The organism is Aeromonas sp. Lyrl_2, from assembly GCF_051948815.1.
GTDB classification, from domain to species: Bacteria; Pseudomonadota; Gammaproteobacteria; order Enterobacterales; family Aeromonadaceae; genus Aeromonas; species Aeromonas veronii.
Genome location: NZ_JAYJLJ010000030.1, coordinates 1 through 13,424 on the forward strand (window position 1 = coordinate 1; position 13,424 = coordinate 13,424).

Annotated in this window: 13 protein-coding genes; 7 read left to right on the forward strand and 6 right to left on the reverse strand. The window is 58.8% G+C overall.

Going from position 1 to position 13,424, the window contains the following annotated elements:
• Both VF684_RS19230 and VF684_RS19235 read left to right on the forward strand, forming a co-directional pair.
• The coding region (locus VF684_RS19230) for a methyl-accepting chemotaxis protein (protein WP_440174362.1) at window positions 1-1,557 on the forward strand (1,557 nt) is incomplete at its 5' end.
• Window positions 1,558-1,772: 215 nt separating this feature from the next.
• Window positions 1,773-2,201 carry a DUF2753 family protein gene (locus tag VF684_RS19235; protein ID WP_005335785.1) on the forward strand — a complete coding sequence of 143 codons (429 nt, stop codon included), beginning with the start codon at window positions 1,773-1,775 and terminating at the stop codon, window positions 2,199-2,201.
• A gap of 18 nt (window positions 2,202-2,219) precedes the next feature.
• Here VF684_RS19235 and VF684_RS19240 read toward each other — a convergent pair whose 3' ends face one another.
• Window positions 2,220-2,969, reverse strand: a complete 750-nt coding sequence (locus tag VF684_RS19240; protein WP_139730657.1) for an enoyl-CoA hydratase-related protein — start codon at window positions 2,967-2,969, stop codon at window positions 2,220-2,222.
• Between the two features lie 90 nt (window positions 2,970-3,059).
• Between VF684_RS19240 and VF684_RS19245 the strand changes: the two genes are divergently transcribed.
• The 3 genes from VF684_RS19245 to VF684_RS19255 all read left to right on the forward strand — a co-directional run bounded on the left by VF684_RS19245 (window position 3,060) and on the right by VF684_RS19255 (window position 5,145).
• Window positions 3,060-3,509 carry a copper chaperone PCu(A)C gene (locus VF684_RS19245; protein ID WP_139730658.1) on the forward strand — a complete coding sequence of 150 codons (450 nt, stop codon included), beginning with the start codon at window positions 3,060-3,062 and terminating at the stop codon, window positions 3,507-3,509.
• A 95-nt stretch (window positions 3,510-3,604) separates the two neighbouring features.
• Window positions 3,605-4,237: a TIGR04219 family outer membrane beta-barrel protein gene (locus VF684_RS19250; protein WP_005354809.1), complete on the forward strand. Its 633-nt coding sequence runs from the start codon at window positions 3,605-3,607 to the stop codon at window positions 4,235-4,237.
• 227 nt (window positions 4,238-4,464) lie between these two features.
• Window positions 4,465-5,145 carry an SDR family oxidoreductase gene (locus tag VF684_RS19255; RefSeq protein ID WP_139440962.1) on the forward strand — a complete coding sequence of 227 codons (681 nt, stop codon included), beginning with the start codon at window positions 4,465-4,467 and terminating at the stop codon, window positions 5,143-5,145.
• Window positions 5,146-5,239: 94 nt separating this feature from the next.
• On the opposite strand, the gene VF684_RS19260 is transcribed toward VF684_RS19255, so the two are convergent.
• On the reverse strand, window positions 5,240-6,964 hold the full coding sequence (locus tag VF684_RS19260; RefSeq protein WP_139440963.1) for a proline--tRNA ligase: 1,725 nt from the start codon (window positions 6,962-6,964) through the stop codon (window positions 5,240-5,242).
• Between the two features lie 274 nt (window positions 6,965-7,238).
• Between VF684_RS19260 and rlmD the strand changes: the two genes are divergently transcribed.
• Window positions 7,239-8,591, forward strand: a complete 1,353-nt coding sequence (gene rlmD / locus VF684_RS19265; protein WP_005343194.1) for a 23S rRNA (uracil(1939)-C(5))-methyltransferase RlmD — start codon at window positions 7,239-7,241, stop codon at window positions 8,589-8,591.
• A 79-nt stretch (window positions 8,592-8,670) separates the two neighbouring features.
• Here the strand turns inward: rlmD and VF684_RS19270 are convergent, their stop codons facing one another.
• Genes VF684_RS19270 through VF684_RS19280 form a run of 3 tightly spaced genes read right to left on the reverse strand, consistent with a single transcriptional unit; the run spans window position 8,671 to window position 12,150 of the window.
• Window positions 8,671-9,240, reverse strand: a complete 570-nt coding sequence (locus VF684_RS19270; protein ID WP_139440964.1) for a PqiC family protein — start codon at window positions 9,238-9,240, stop codon at window positions 8,671-8,673.
• Window positions 9,237-10,886 carry an intermembrane transport protein PqiB gene (gene pqiB / locus VF684_RS19275; protein ID WP_005335774.1) on the reverse strand — a complete coding sequence of 550 codons (1,650 nt, stop codon included), beginning with the start codon at window positions 10,884-10,886 and terminating at the stop codon, window positions 9,237-9,239. The genes VF684_RS19270 and pqiB overlap by 4 nt, the downstream gene beginning before the upstream one ends.
• Window positions 10,879-12,150, reverse strand: coding sequence for a paraquat-inducible protein A (locus VF684_RS19280; RefSeq protein WP_139440965.1), 1,272 nt, complete (start codon window positions 12,148-12,150; stop codon window positions 10,879-10,881). The genes pqiB and VF684_RS19280 overlap by 8 nt, the downstream gene beginning before the upstream one ends.
• A gap of 176 nt (window positions 12,151-12,326) precedes the next feature.
• Here VF684_RS19280 and hfq point away from each other — a divergent pair, with 176 nt between their 5' ends.
• On the forward strand, window positions 12,327-12,686 hold the full coding sequence (hfq, locus tag VF684_RS19285) for an RNA chaperone Hfq (protein ID WP_005335772.1): 360 nt from the start codon (window positions 12,327-12,329) through the stop codon (window positions 12,684-12,686).
• A 132-nt stretch (window positions 12,687-12,818) separates the two neighbouring features.
• Here hfq and VF684_RS19290 read toward each other — a convergent pair whose 3' ends face one another.
• Window positions 12,819-13,409, reverse strand: a complete 591-nt coding sequence (locus VF684_RS19290) for an HAD family hydrolase (RefSeq protein ID WP_191966266.1) — start codon at window positions 13,407-13,409, stop codon at window positions 12,819-12,821.
• Between the last annotated feature and the right edge of the window lie 15 nt (window positions 13,410-13,424).

Consider the following 13,424-nt stretch of genomic DNA (forward strand, 5'->3'; position numbering starts at 1 on the left):
ACGGGTCGAAACTTAGAACTCCCAAAAGATGCCAATATTCTTTCGACTACCTCCCCTCAAAGCCATATCACGTACGTTAATCCTGACTTCATTAAAATCAGTGGTTTCACTGAGGAAGAACTATTAGGCCAGCCTCACAACATCGTAAGACACCCAGATATGCCGCCTGCTGCATTTGAGCATATGTGGAGTACATTAAAATCTGGCCGCTCATGGATGGGGCTAGTAAAAAATCGCTGTAAAAATGGCGACCACTATTGGGTAAGTGCTTATGTAACGCCAATAGCTAAGAATGGTTCGATTGTTGAATACCAGTCTGTAAGGACCAAGCCTGAACCTGAGCAGGTTTTGGCTGCTGAAAAATTATATGCTCAATTGAGAAGCGGGAAGGCCGCGAGGCCGAAATTGGCTGCTAGCTTTTCCGTGAAAATACTCTTGCTCATATGGGGTAGTATTATATCAAGCGCAATGGCTGCCGGCATGCTTACTGATACATCAATAAGCAGCTTATTGTTAGCCACTTTAATGTCAGGAAGCTTAAGCTCTGTTAGTGTTTTGGCTATTCTCTCTCCTCTTGGAAGACTGGTTGAAAGAGCCAGGAATATTTCCAATAACCCATTAAGTCAATCCCTCTACACTGGGCGCACCGATGAGTTTGGCCAAATAGAGTTTGCTTTACGAATGATGCAAGCTGAAACAGGCGCCATAGTAGGTCGCATAGGTGATGCATCAAATCGGCTTAGCGAACACACCCGAGGCCTACTAAAGGATATTGAGTCAAGCAATGTACTTACAGTTGAGCAGCAGGCAGAGACAGATCAAATAGCAACGGCAGTAAACCAAATGGTGGCAAGCATTCAAGAGGTTGCGAGCAATGCACAGCATGCTGCAGATGCGGCCGGAAGAGCAGACACTGAGACGGCATCTGGCCAGCGTCTGGTAGCCCACACAAGCCAGTCAATCACTGCCCTTGAAGGTGAAATTAGGCAAGCCGCTCAGGTTATTCATGAGCTTGAAGGTCAAAGTAACGAGATATCAAAAGTTCTTGACGTTATACGAGGGATCGCCGAGCAAACGAATTTGTTGGCACTCAACGCAGCAATTGAGGCCGCGCGTGCTGGTGAGCAGGGGCGTGGTTTTGCTGTTGTCGCCGATGAGGTTCGCAGTCTTGCTGCTCGCACACAGCAATCGACAACGGATATTCAAAGCATGATCAGCGCTCTACAAGAGCGAGCGCAATCCGCTGTTACAGTCATGGAGCAAAGTAGTCGGCAAGCGCACACGAGTGTAGCTCACGCAGAGGAAGCAGCTACAGCTCTTGATGGAATTGGCCAACGCGTTAACGAAATTACCGACATGAACGCGCAAATAGCGACTGCGGTCGAGCAGCAGGGAGCAGTAAGTGAAGACATAAACCGCAGTATTATCAATATACGCGATGCTGCTGATACCAATGTACAGACCGGGCAGAATAATTTGCAAAGTGCGAAATCTGTCGCTCAGTTAACTAGCGCTCTGAGCGAACTGGCAAAACAGTTTTGGGAAAAACGAGGATAACGCTTTTCAGTATCTCGACAGGGATAACTTACTTTACCATCGGTTATCCCTTTTAGCCGCACAAATTTTAGCCATGGCTTTTCAGGAAGTCAGGGCTATCAGAATGGCCTTAGAAAGCCTAGTCAAAGAGCTGTCACGAGAACACCGTTAGCTTAGCGTACGATTTTTTCCGAATTCTGCGGTTCCCCCCACCATGACGGACTCGGGAGAGCGAGATGACACCGCAAAGTTGGCAACGATACATGCTGGAGGCGGAGCGTGCCTGGCAGGCCGGTTCGCTGGGGGCGGCGATCTGCTTTTATCAGCAGGCGCTGGGGGATGTTTACGAGATGACCCAGGTCGAGTTGACCGAGCTGGCCACCATGCGGGTCGCCACCTGTCACCGGCTGGCCGACTTCTGGCGGGCGATGGATGAGCCGACTTACGAGCTGCGCTACCTGAAACTTGCCTCCGAGCTGGTGACTGCGCTGGTGCCGCAGTGCCCCAATCGGGAGTGCGAGGCACTGATCAGCGAGTTGGGTTGCTGTCGTGGTGCCCTGCTCGCCTTTCTCAAGCGCCACCCCAATCCGGAAATTGCCCGGCTGATCCAGCTGCAGGACAAGGTGCAGGGTTGCGAGCTGATCGGCCGTTTTCGTCTCAACTGACAGGCGTTGAGCGGCAGCTCAGCCCCGCCGTTTGAGTTTCTGGGCGATGCGCTGTTGCGCCTCTTCCCCTTGGAGTGCCTGGGCGAAGGCGCGCGCCTCCAGAGCGATGACAAAGTGCACCGCCTGTTTGAGCTCCTGTTTCAGCAGCGCCTTGCTCTTTTGCAGCGCTCTGGGCGCCTTGGCTGCCAGCTTCAGCCCCTGCTCGCGGGCAAAGGAGAGCAATCCATCGGCCGCCACCACCTTGTTGGCGAGCCCGAGTCGCAGCGCCTCCTCGGCATCCATCGCCTCGGCCAGCAGCAACAGCTCCGCCGCCTTGAGGTGCCCCACCAGACGCGGCAGCAGCAGGCTGGAGGCAAACTCCGGCACCAGCCCCAGCTCGACGAAGGGGAGCTGCAAGCGGGCGTTATCCCCTAGATAGACCAGATCGCAGTGCAGCAGAATGGTGGTGCCGATCCCCACCGCCGGGCCTGCAACAGCGGCGATCACAGGTTTGGGGAAATCGGCCAGAGTGTGGAGGAACTGCAGTATGGGGTCATCGGGCTCCAGCGAGCTCTTGCCCATAAAGTCGGCCAGATCATTGCCCGCGGTAAAGCAATCCTGCTGCCCCTGCAACAGCAGGACATGCACCTCCTCATCGGCTGCCGCCTCTCGCAGCTCTGCCACCAGTTGCTTATAGAGCTCGGTATTGAGAGCGTTGCGCTTGTCGGGGCGGTTGAGGGTCAGGGTGAGCAAGCCATCCTGCTGCTCGGCAATGAGAATGGGGGCCATGTCTAAATCCTTGTTATTGAAAGGTGCAAAAAAGGTTGCTGCTGGGGTAACCTTGGCGCCGTTTAACAACATCATAAAAGGATTTCAACCATGTTTAAACGTGCGTTTTATTCTCTGCTGGTTCTGGGTATGACGGCGCCTGCACTGGCCAAGGTCGAGTCTGTCGACGGTTATGTGCGCCTGTTGCCGCCGGGCTCCCCCAACACTGCCGCCTTTATGGTGCTGAAGAATGACGCCGACCAGCCGGTCAAGCTGGTGGCGGCGGCTTCTGCTGCGGCCGGGCGTGCCGAGCTGCACACCCACCTGCACGAAAATGGCGTGATGAAGATGCGTCAGGTCGAGAATATCGAGATCCCGGCCAAGGGCGAAGCGGTGCTGAAACCGGGCAGCTTGCACATCATGCTGTTCGAGGTGGGTACGCTCTCCGAGCAGACTCCTTTCCCGCTCACCCTCACCATGGATGATGGTCAGAAGCTGGAGCTGTCACTGCCGGTGAAGCCGATTGAGCCGATGGCAGAGATGAAGCATATGAAGCACTGACATTTGTCGTCGTTTGTTCAGGATTGACGCTGGGTATTTTGGCTGCACCGAGTAAAATAGTGCTCTTTTCCATGTATGCAAGAGGAAGTGACGTAATGAAAAAGACGCTGATTGCCGGTTTTGTGCTGGCTCTGTGCAGCCAGAGTGCCATGGCCGCTGACGACTGGCGTTTTGCCGCCGGTGCCGACGTATGGGCCGCCAAGGGCAGTGGTCAGGCTTATGGCACCAGTGCTGATGGCAGCTATGACGACAGCTACAACTGGAACGGCTATCTGCAACTGGAACACGGCATCATCTTCCTGCCGAACGCCAAGTTTGAAGTCTCCGATTTCAGCACCTCCGGCGGCAACTTCAAGAACGATCTGACTGCCTACGATCTGAGCCTCTACTACCGTCTGTTCAACAACGATCTGTTCAAGATCGATCTGGGTATGACCGGTCGTCACTACGATGGTGAGCAGGTCTACTTCGGTCGCAAGGGTTATGACGAAGATACCCTGATGGCCTATGCCGGCAGCGAAGTGAAGATCCCGGGCACCGGCATCGCCTTCTTCGGCGATCTGCGCACTCACGATGCGGACAACTATGACTACCGTCTGGGTGGTTCCTACAAGTTCTCTTCCATGCCGATCAAGCTGCGTGCCGGCTGGCGTGAAGCCAAGGTCGACTTCGCCAATATCGACCAGTCTGTCGATGGCTGGTTCATGGGCGGCGAATTCACTTTCTAATCTGACGTTGTCTGACAACGGGGGGTGATATTCTTCGCCAACATCTATCAGAGCATTCTGTCGATGGCTGGTTCATGGGCGGCGAATTCACTTTCTAATTTGACGTTGTCTGACAACGGGGGGTGATATTCTTCGCCAACATCTATCAGAGCATTCTGTCGATGGATGGTTCATGGGCGATGAATTCACTTTCTAATCTGACCGTCAACTGACGACGAGGAGCGATAATGGGCCACATCATAGTGACAGGTGCCGGTTCCGGTCTCGGCCGGGCGCTGACTATCGGACTGGTTGAGCGGGGCCATCAGGTCTCCATGATGGGGCGCCGTTATCAGCGACTGCAGGAGCAGGAACAACTGCTCGGCAGCGCGGTGATCGGCATCGCGGCCGATCTGGCGCACCATGAAGAGGTCGACGTTGCCTTCGCCGCTGCGGTGGAGTGGGGCGGCCTGCCCGACATGGTGATCCACTGCGCCGGGGTGGGCGAGTTTGGCCCGGTCGGAGTCTACACCGCCGAGCAGATCCGCCGGGTGGTGGAGAGCAATCTCATCTCCACCATTCTGGTGGCTCAGCAGACGGTGCGGCTTATCGGTGAGAAAGGCGGAGTGCTGGCCAATGTGCTCTCCTCCGCTGCGCAGGTGGGCAAGGCCAACGAGAGCCTCTACTGCGCCTCCAAATGGGGAATGCGCGGCTTTCTCGAATCCTTGCGCGCCGAGCTGAAAAGCTCGCCACTGCGGCTGGTCAACCTCTACCCGAGCGGGATCCGCAGCGAATTCTGGGACAACTCGGATCATGTGGACCCGAGTTGCTTCATGACCCCGGAAGATGCGGCGGCCTATATGCTCGACGCACTGGAAGCCAGAAGCAGTTGCCACGTGACCGACCTCTTTATCGGTCGCAATCCCTGAGGCGAAGCCCGCCACCCGGTTGCTGTCGTCAGAATATACAGAAACAAAAAGCGCGCCAAATGGCGCGCTTTTTTATATCGGGAAGAGGGCGGAATTAACGGCCCAGCTTGGCCTTGAGCATGGCGATGATGTCGCTGATGGCCACTTCTTGCTTCTCGCCGGTGCGGCGGCACTTGTACTCCACCACGCCGTTGTCCAGACCGCGATCGCCGATGACGATGGCGTGCGGGATGCCCAGCAGCTCCATGTCGGCGAACATCACGCCCGGGCGCTCTTTACGGTCGTCGAACAGCACGTCCACACCGGCGGCTTTCAGCTCGGCGTAGAACTGCTGTGCTTGCTCGGCCACGCGCTCGGACTTGTGCATGTTCATCGGCACGATGGCCACTTCGAACGGGGCGATGGCATCCGGCCAGATGATGCCGTACTGGTCGTTGTTCTGCTCGATGGCAGCGGCCACCAGACGGGAAACCCCGATCCCGTAGCAACCCATCTCCATGGTGACGGACTTGCCAGCTTCGTTCAGCACGCTCGCCTTCATTGCTTCGGAGTACTTGGTACCCAGCTGGAAGATGTGGCCCACTTCGATACCGCGCTTGAGCAGCAGCTTGCCCTGGCCGCACGGGCTCGGGTCGCCTTCCACCACGTTGCGCAGGTCGGCAACTTCGTAAGAAGCGATGTCGCGATCCCAGTTGGCACCGGTCAGGTGGAAGCCGGTTTCGTTGGCGCCGCAGACGAAGTCCGCCAGATGGGCAGCGCTGCGATCGACGATGATGCGACCGGCAAAGCCGACCGGGCCGATGGAGCCTGCATCGCAACCGGCGGCAGCTTTAATCTGCTCGTCGTTGGCGAAGGTCAGCGGGTTGGCCACGCCAGCCAGTTTCTCTGCCTTGATCTCGTTCAGCTCGTGGTCGCCACGCAGTACCAGCGCGATGACGGCCTGCTTGCCGTGCTCATCTTCCTCTGCCAGTACCAGCAGGGTCTTGGCGATGGCGGTCGGTGCCACGTTCAGGAAGGCAGCCACTTCGTCGATGGTGTGGACGTTCGGGGTGGCAACCTTGGTCAGGGCTTTGGTTGCGGCAGCGCGCTCACCAGCCGGTGCCAGCGCTTCGGCCATCTCGATGTTGGCGGCGTAATCGGAGCTATCGGAGAAGGCGATCAAGTCTTCACCGCTCTCGGCCAGCACCTGGAATTCGTGGGAACCGGTACCACCGATGGAGCCGGTATCGGCCTGCACCGGACGGAAGTTCAGACCCATGCGGGTGAACGCCTTGCAGTAGGCGGCGTGCATCTTCTCGTAGGTATCGACCAGAGACTCTTTGTCGATGTGGAAGGAGTAGGCATCCTTCATCAGGAATTCGCGGCCGCGCATCACGCCGAAACGGGGGCGCACTTCGTCGCGGAACTTGGTCTGGATCTGGTAGAGGTTGAGCGGCAGCTGTTTGTAGCTGTTCACTTCGTAACGCACCAGCGCAGTGATCACCTCTTCGTGGGTCGGGCCCAGTACGAAGGGGCGGTTGTGGCGGTCGGTCAGACGGCACAGCTCGGGACCGTAGTCATCCCAGCGGCCGGACTCCTGCCACAGCTCGGCGGGTTGCACTACCGGCATGGAGACTTCGACGGCACCAGCATTGTTCATCTCTTCGCGAACAATGTTCTCGATTTTCTTCAGTACCCGCAGACCGGTTGGCAACCAGGCATACATGCCGGAGGCCAGTTTACGGATCATCCCGGCGCGCAGCATCAGCTGGTGGCTGACAACTTCAGCGTCGGAGGGGGTTTCCTTGAGAGTGGAAAGCAGATATTGGCTGGTACGCATCGCGGTAGACCTTAGCTAGAACGGGCGCGGGGCCCAGGATAATTTCAAGGGCGGAATTTTAACAGGCTGGGCGTTGCGGCCCAAGGGCTAAATTTGCCGCAGCCCGAAAGGTGGCAACGCCTGGCAGATAGCCTGGGGTAATGACCATTGCAACAAGCAGGCTTTTTATGCCTGCAATTTGGCCGGATCTCCGCTAAACTCTGCCACCTTTTCTCGATGGGCATGGCTTTGCCGCGTTCATCACCCCCCATTTTTAGTACTTTTGGAGCCGCTCATGCCGTTAGTGGGACATCAACACCAGATCGAGATCCTGGAACTGACCGACAAAGGAGATGGCAAAGGACGCCTGTTCGATCGCCCCCTGTTTGTCGAAGGTCTGCTGCCCGGTGAGCAGGCGCTGGTGGAGCTGACCGAGGTCAAGCCGAACTATCTGCACGGCAAGGTTGCCGAGCTGCTCCAGCCCTCCGCCGATCGGGTTGCCGATTTCTGCCCCAACACCGAGTGCGGTGGCTGTCAGGTACGTCCGCTGGCCTATCCGGCCCAGCTCAAGCTCAAGCAGGCACTGGTGCAGAGTGCACTGGAGCAGGTCGGGCTGGGTGACACTCCGGTCAAGGATATCCTTGGCATGGAAAGCCCGTTCGCCTATCGCAACAAGGCGCAATATGCGGTGCGTGGCTGTGACGCCGGTGCCGAGATCGGTTTTTATCGCAAGCACTCCCACGATCTCATCACCGCCGATGACTGTGCGGTGCAGGATCCGCTGCACGTCGAGCTCAACGCCCGGGTACGCAACTGGATGCGCGAGCACAACATTGCGGCCTATGACGAAGTAAACCACAGCGGCTGCGTGCGTAACCTGATGACCCGCAAGGGCTTCAAGAGCGGCGAGCTGATGGTGGTGCTGGTCACCCTGGGCGAGGAGCTGCCGTTCGAAGCCGAGCTGCTGGCGGCCCTGAGCGATCTGCCGGTCACTACCCTGGTACAGAACATCAACGATGAGCGCACCAACCGCATTCTGGGCGCTACCAACCGGGTGCTGCTGGGCGAAGGGGTGATCCGCGACAAGATCCACGAACTCGAGTTCGAGATCTCGCCGCTCTCCTTCTTCCAGAACAACCCGACCCAGACCGATGTGCTCTACTCCAGCGCCCTCGAGTATGCCGAACTGACCGGCAACGAGACGGTGTTCGACATCTATTGCGGTATCGGCACCATCTCCCTGTTCCTGGCTGGCAAGGCCGCCAAGGTAGTGGGGATCGAGTCGGTGGAGAGCGCCATCAGCGATGCCCGTCGCAACGCCGCCCTCAACGGCATCGAGCACACCGAATTCCACGTCGGCAAGGCCGAGCAGCTGATGCCCGAACTGCACGCCCAAGGTGTGACCGCTGACGTGGTAGTGATGGACCCGCCGCGTAAAGGCTGTGACAAGGCGGTGCTGCAGACCCTGGTCGCCATGGCGCCCCGTCGTCTGGTCTATGTCTCCTGCAACCCGCAGACTTTGGCTCGCGATCTCGCCTGGCTGGTCAAGCAGGGCTTCGTGCTGGACGAGGTGCAACCGGTCGATATGTTCCCGCACTCCATGCATGTGGAAGCGGTTGCCCGCCTGAGCCTGCCTGCCAAGGCATAAGTCGCCTCTGACTTGCGCCCATAAAAAAACGACGCCAGCTGGCGTCGTTTTTTTATCTCTGCAATCGGCGGATGGCCGATTAGCTGGCGCTCTGGCGCACCTCGGCGGCGATTTGGTCGAGCAGCTGTTGCCAGCCCTGACCCAGCTCGTTCACCAGCGCGTTGTAGCCATCGGCCGGCAGTACCCGCTCCTGACGAAAGGGAGCATCGCGCAGCACGGTGCCATCTTCCGCCAGCAGGCGCCAGCGACCGCTCAGCACGGCGCTGCCGTCATGACGGCCCTGAAAGCGCTCCACCAGAATGGTCAGCACCGGCCCCTTGCGGGCGCCATCCTGCCGTACCACCCAGCCCGGCAGGCGGGTGGAGAGGCCATTGAGGGTTAGCTGGTTGAGCTGATCGTCCAGCGCACCGGCCCAGCGATGGTACTCGGTGAAGTGCAGCTCTTGCCCTTCCAGCTGATAGACCAGACTGATCCGGTCGAGCTGGCTGGCCAGCGCCACCGGGCGCAGCACCAGCTGGTGCTGCGGTTGGGCCGGGGCCGTTACGGGTTGCTGGTTGTCGGCATCGAGCGAGTAGTAGTGCAGGCTTGGCTGGCTGCTGCAACCCGCCAGCAGGCCCAACAGGGCCAGCGTCAGGCTCTCTTTTTTCATTGTTTGCCTCGCTTGGGCTCAGGGTCCGATGGATGCGCGCGATCGAAGATCAGCGAGCTGGGCTGCTCGTTGAGGGAGTGCACCAGCGGCTGCAGTTCGCGCATCAACTGATTGAGGGTCTGCACCGACTGACGCAGATCCTGATTGGTCTGCGATTGGGCGTCATAGGCCTGCAAGGTCTCCTGCAACTGCTTGAGGCTCTCGTTGAGCGAGGCGGGCAACTGCTGGGTAGAATCCTTGGCTGTGAGCTTGTTCAGGTTGGCGCTGACTGCACTGATGTTCTTCAGGGTGCCATCCAGAGTGGTCAGTGACCCGTTGACCTTGGTCAGGGTGGTCGCCATGTCCATGTCGACAAACTTGTCGAGGATGAGGTTCACCTTGCGCTCGATCTGATCCAGCCCGCCCTGCACGGTGGGGAAGACCTGATAACCGGCCAGCTTGGCCTGCTCGAAGCGCGGCGCGTCCGGATAGAAGTTGAGATCTATGATCTTGCCGCCGGTCAGCAGGCTCGAGGTCTTGAGGCTGGCACGCAACCCCTCCTTGAACTGCTTGCCGAACAGGGCACGCCACTGATCCTTCTCCGCCTTGGCATAGCGGTGGGAGAGGCGCTGTACCTCGATGCGAGCCAGCACCGGGATCTGGCGGCTCTTGAAGATCTGCACGCCCTTGTCCTCGATGAGGTAGGGGGCGGAGATGACGGTACCGACCCGAATGCCGCGATACTGCACCGCCGCGCCCGGGTGCAGGCCACCCACGTTGTCATCGAACAGGAAGACGTAGTCGATGAACTGATCCAGACTACCGGCCAGCACGCTCGCCTCATCCTGGAACAGGGTGAACCCTTCCATCTGTTTGACCGGTTCGCCAGGGGCCCAACCGGGTGGCAGACCCATGGTAATGCCGCCATCGATCAGGCTCTCCAGTGAATCCATCTTCACCTTCATCCCCTCGCTGCTCATGGAGACCTCGAAGCCCGGGGTCATCCAGAAGCGGGAGTTGCTGCTCACCAGAATGTCATAGGGGGCGTGGATGAAGATTTGATACTGCATCTCGCTCTTTTCCGGCAGGAACTTCGCCTCTTCCACCTGACCTATGGTGAAGCCCTGATAGTTGATGGGGGAGCCTTCCCCGAGCGCGCGGGTGTCGCGACTGCTAAGGGTGAGACGCAGCCCCTTGGCATCGAGGGAGGCGAGCGGCGGTTTGTCGAGCATGGCGTATTCGTCCCGCGCCCGACCTTTCTTGCCGGGGGCGAGCTCGATATAGGCGCCGGAGAGCAGGGTGCTCAGACCCGATACCCCTTCACGGCCCACTCTGGGCTTGACCACCCAGAACTGGCTGTCACCGCGCAGCATGCCGGAGGCGGCATTGGTCAGCCGTCCTTTCAGCACGGCATGGCTATAGTCATCGCTCAGCTCGACGGCCTCGATGCGGCCGACGTCCACTTCGCGGGAGCGGATCACCGTCTTGCCGGCGACTATGCCCTCGGCAGTGGCGACTGTCAGGGTGAAACTGGGACCCTGGGAGTACCAGTGCTGGAACAGCATCCAGAGACCAATGAACAGCGCCAGCAGGGGCACCATCCAGATTGCGGCGGCAGAGCTCAGAAAGTCAGAGCCCGGTTTCCACCTTTTTTTACGCTCACTCACGTTCGCGTTCTCCTTGTTGTAAATCCCAGATCAGGCGGGAGTCGAAACTCATGGCGGCGACCATGGTGATCAGCACCACACCTGCAAATGCGACGGCCGCAGGGCCGGGGTAGATGGTCATCAGATTGTCGAGCCGGATCAGGCCCGCCAGAATGGCCACCACGAAGACGTCGATCATCGACCAGCGTCCGACAAATTCGGTCATGCGATAGAGTTTGAGCTTGCCGAGGGGGGAGGTGACATTGCCGCGCTGCACCATATAGCAAAGCCAGAATAGCGCCAGTATTTTCACCAGCGGCACCACCACGCTGGCGAAAAAGATCACGGCGGCAATTGGGTAGGAGCCCATGGCCCAGAGCAGCACCACACCGCCGAGGATGGTGGAGGGGCTGTCATCACCGAGAAACACCGTATCCATGATGGGATAGACGTTGGCCGGAATGTAGAGAATGGCGGAGGTAAACAGCAGCGCCCAGGTACGGTTCAGGCCGCCCGGCTTGCGCGCATGCAGCTTGCCGCCGCAGCGGGAGCAGCTGTGGCTACCCACCTCGCTCAAGGAGCCACAGATATGGCAGCCCACCAGACCTGATTCCAGCGCGCCCGCTTCCGAGTCGATATCCCGCGCCTCGGTCGGGCCGAACAGCCGCTGCCACAGCCACATCTGATCCAGTGAGGAGATCATCTTGATGAGCAGCACTGTGTAACCGACGAAAGCCCAGAATGACAGCCCCATCTTGATGTCGGCCATCCCCATCAGCTTGACCAGCGAGATGAGCACCCCCACCAGAAAGACATCCACCATCAGCCAGGGTTTGATCCGGCAGAGCAGACGGCCGAGGGAGCGCAGGGCATTGCTGTGCAGATCTTTATCGACCCGCCACAGCACCAGCATGATGGAGCCCATATAGACCAGCGGCAGGCCGATCAGGGTCAGGCTCAGTACCGCGCCGAGAAACAGATAGCCCTCATCCACCAGGGTGGTGATGCTCTGCAGAAAAGTCATCTCCTGGCCCACCCCTTTGGCCGAGAAGGACATAAAGGTAAAGGCATTGGCGAGCACGAACATGATAAGTGCCGCGAACCCGTAGGAGAGCGGCCGCAACTCCTGCTGTGGCAGGTGGCGACTCAGGGTGTGTCCGCAACGGGGGCAGCAGCTGGCCTGTCCCACCTCGAGCGGTGTGGCCGGTATCAGCAGGTCACACTCTTCGCAGGCAGTGGCATCATGGACATAGGTGGTGTGGTGTTGGTGTGAAACCGGATGCAAGATAAAACCCCAGATAAGGCCCGTGGTAGAGCCAGAGCTGGCGATTATCGCAGTTGTACCGGTCAGCGACCAGTCCCCAGAGGCCGCTATTGCTGGCGGGAGTGAGAATGACTTTGACAAGCCAGTGCCCATTTAGCACAATCAAACGCCACTTTTTTTCCGCGGGACAATAATTTATGACAACTGAATCCCCCAGCTACTCCACGATTGAGCAAGCCTTCTCCCTCGGGAACGGGCAAGATTCTGCCCTCAACTGGTTGCGCAAGAACCGCAGTCAGGTCGCTATTTTTCTGGTGAGCGGCATCAAGCTGGAAGGCACCATCAGCGGGTTCGACCAGTACAGCGTGCTGCTGACCGATGCTCATGGTAACCAGCAGCTGGTCTACAAGGCCAAGATCTCCACCATCGCCATGCACACCGGCCGTCCGCAGGTGAATATCCAGCGTGCTCGCAAGCCGCGTGTCTCCATGGCGCCGCGCCCCCACGGTGCGCCAGGTCGTTATGACGACAATCAGGGCGGCGGCAACAACGAGTAATCGTCTGCCCCGCACTCCTCGTTGACGCGCCCTGCGTCAGCGGCTGACGGAACCTGCTCTCATTTTCATTCATGTCCCGTATGAGAGCCGGTTCCGGTTATCGCCCCTTGCAGGGCGATATTTTTTTCCGCACTACGCCGTTATGCCGACTGGTTGACCCTCTTTGACCATGCAGGTCTGCATACCCGCCGCTTCTCCGGCCTGTACCCCGATACCGGTATCTTCAAACACCAGACAGCCTGATGGCTCGACCCCCAGCTTGCTGGCGACCAGCAGGAAGGTGTCCGGATTGGGCTTGTGCAGCTCCACATCGTCTGCGGTGACCACCACGGAGAAGTAGCGATCCAGCCCGGTGTTGCGCAGCACCGCTTCGGCGTTGACGCGGGGCGAGCCGGTGCCAATCCCCATCGGGATGACGCCATGATAGCGCTCGACCAGCGCCTGCATGGCCGGAAAGACGGTCGCCTTGTGCAGGTTGGCGACATAGTGGGCTGTCTTGCAGCGGGTGACTTCGAGCGGATCGAGAGGGATCTGCTGCTCCTGTGCCACCAGCAGGGCTATCTTGCGGCTCGGCATGCCCCCCAGCTCATAGAACCAGTTGGCATCGAAGTGAAAGCCAAACTCGCGGGCGGTGTGCTCCCAGGCGGCGAGGTGCAGCGGCATGGAGTCGACCAGGGTGCCATCAAGGTCAAAGACCAGGCCTTGGAATCCGGAAAGCGTCATGGTGCGGGTCAGTCT

Excerpts from the sequence above, each read along its gene's own strand:
- VF684_RS19235 (WP_005335785.1), top strand. The coding sequence starts at position 1,773 with ATGACACCGCAAAGTTGGCAACGATACATGCTGGAGGCGGAGCGTGCC.
- VF684_RS19240 (WP_139730657.1), bottom strand. The coding sequence starts at position 2,969 with ATGGCCCCCATTCTCATTGCCGAGCAGCAGGATGGCTTGCTCACCCTG.
- VF684_RS19245 (WP_139730658.1), top strand. The coding sequence starts at position 3,060 with ATGTTTAAACGTGCGTTTTATTCTCTGCTGGTTCTGGGTATGACGGCG.
- VF684_RS19250 (WP_005354809.1), top strand. The coding sequence starts at position 3,605 with ATGAAAAAGACGCTGATTGCCGGTTTTGTGCTGGCTCTGTGCAGCCAG.
- VF684_RS19255 (WP_139440962.1), top strand. The coding sequence starts at position 4,465 with ATGGGCCACATCATAGTGACAGGTGCCGGTTCCGGTCTCGGCCGGGCG.
- VF684_RS19260 (WP_139440963.1), bottom strand. The coding sequence starts at position 6,964 with ATGCGTACCAGCCAATATCTGCTTTCCACTCTCAAGGAAACCCCCTCC.
- rlmD (WP_005343194.1), top strand. The coding sequence starts at position 7,239 with ATGCCGTTAGTGGGACATCAACACCAGATCGAGATCCTGGAACTGACC.
- VF684_RS19270 (WP_139440964.1), bottom strand. The coding sequence starts at position 9,240 with ATGAAAAAAGAGAGCCTGACGCTGGCCCTGTTGGGCCTGCTGGCGGGT.
- hfq (WP_005335772.1), top strand. The coding sequence starts at position 12,327 with ATGACAACTGAATCCCCCAGCTACTCCACGATTGAGCAAGCCTTCTCC.
- VF684_RS19290 (WP_191966266.1), bottom strand. The coding sequence starts at position 13,409 with ATGACGCTTTCCGGATTCCAAGGCCTGGTCTTTGACCTTGATGGCACC.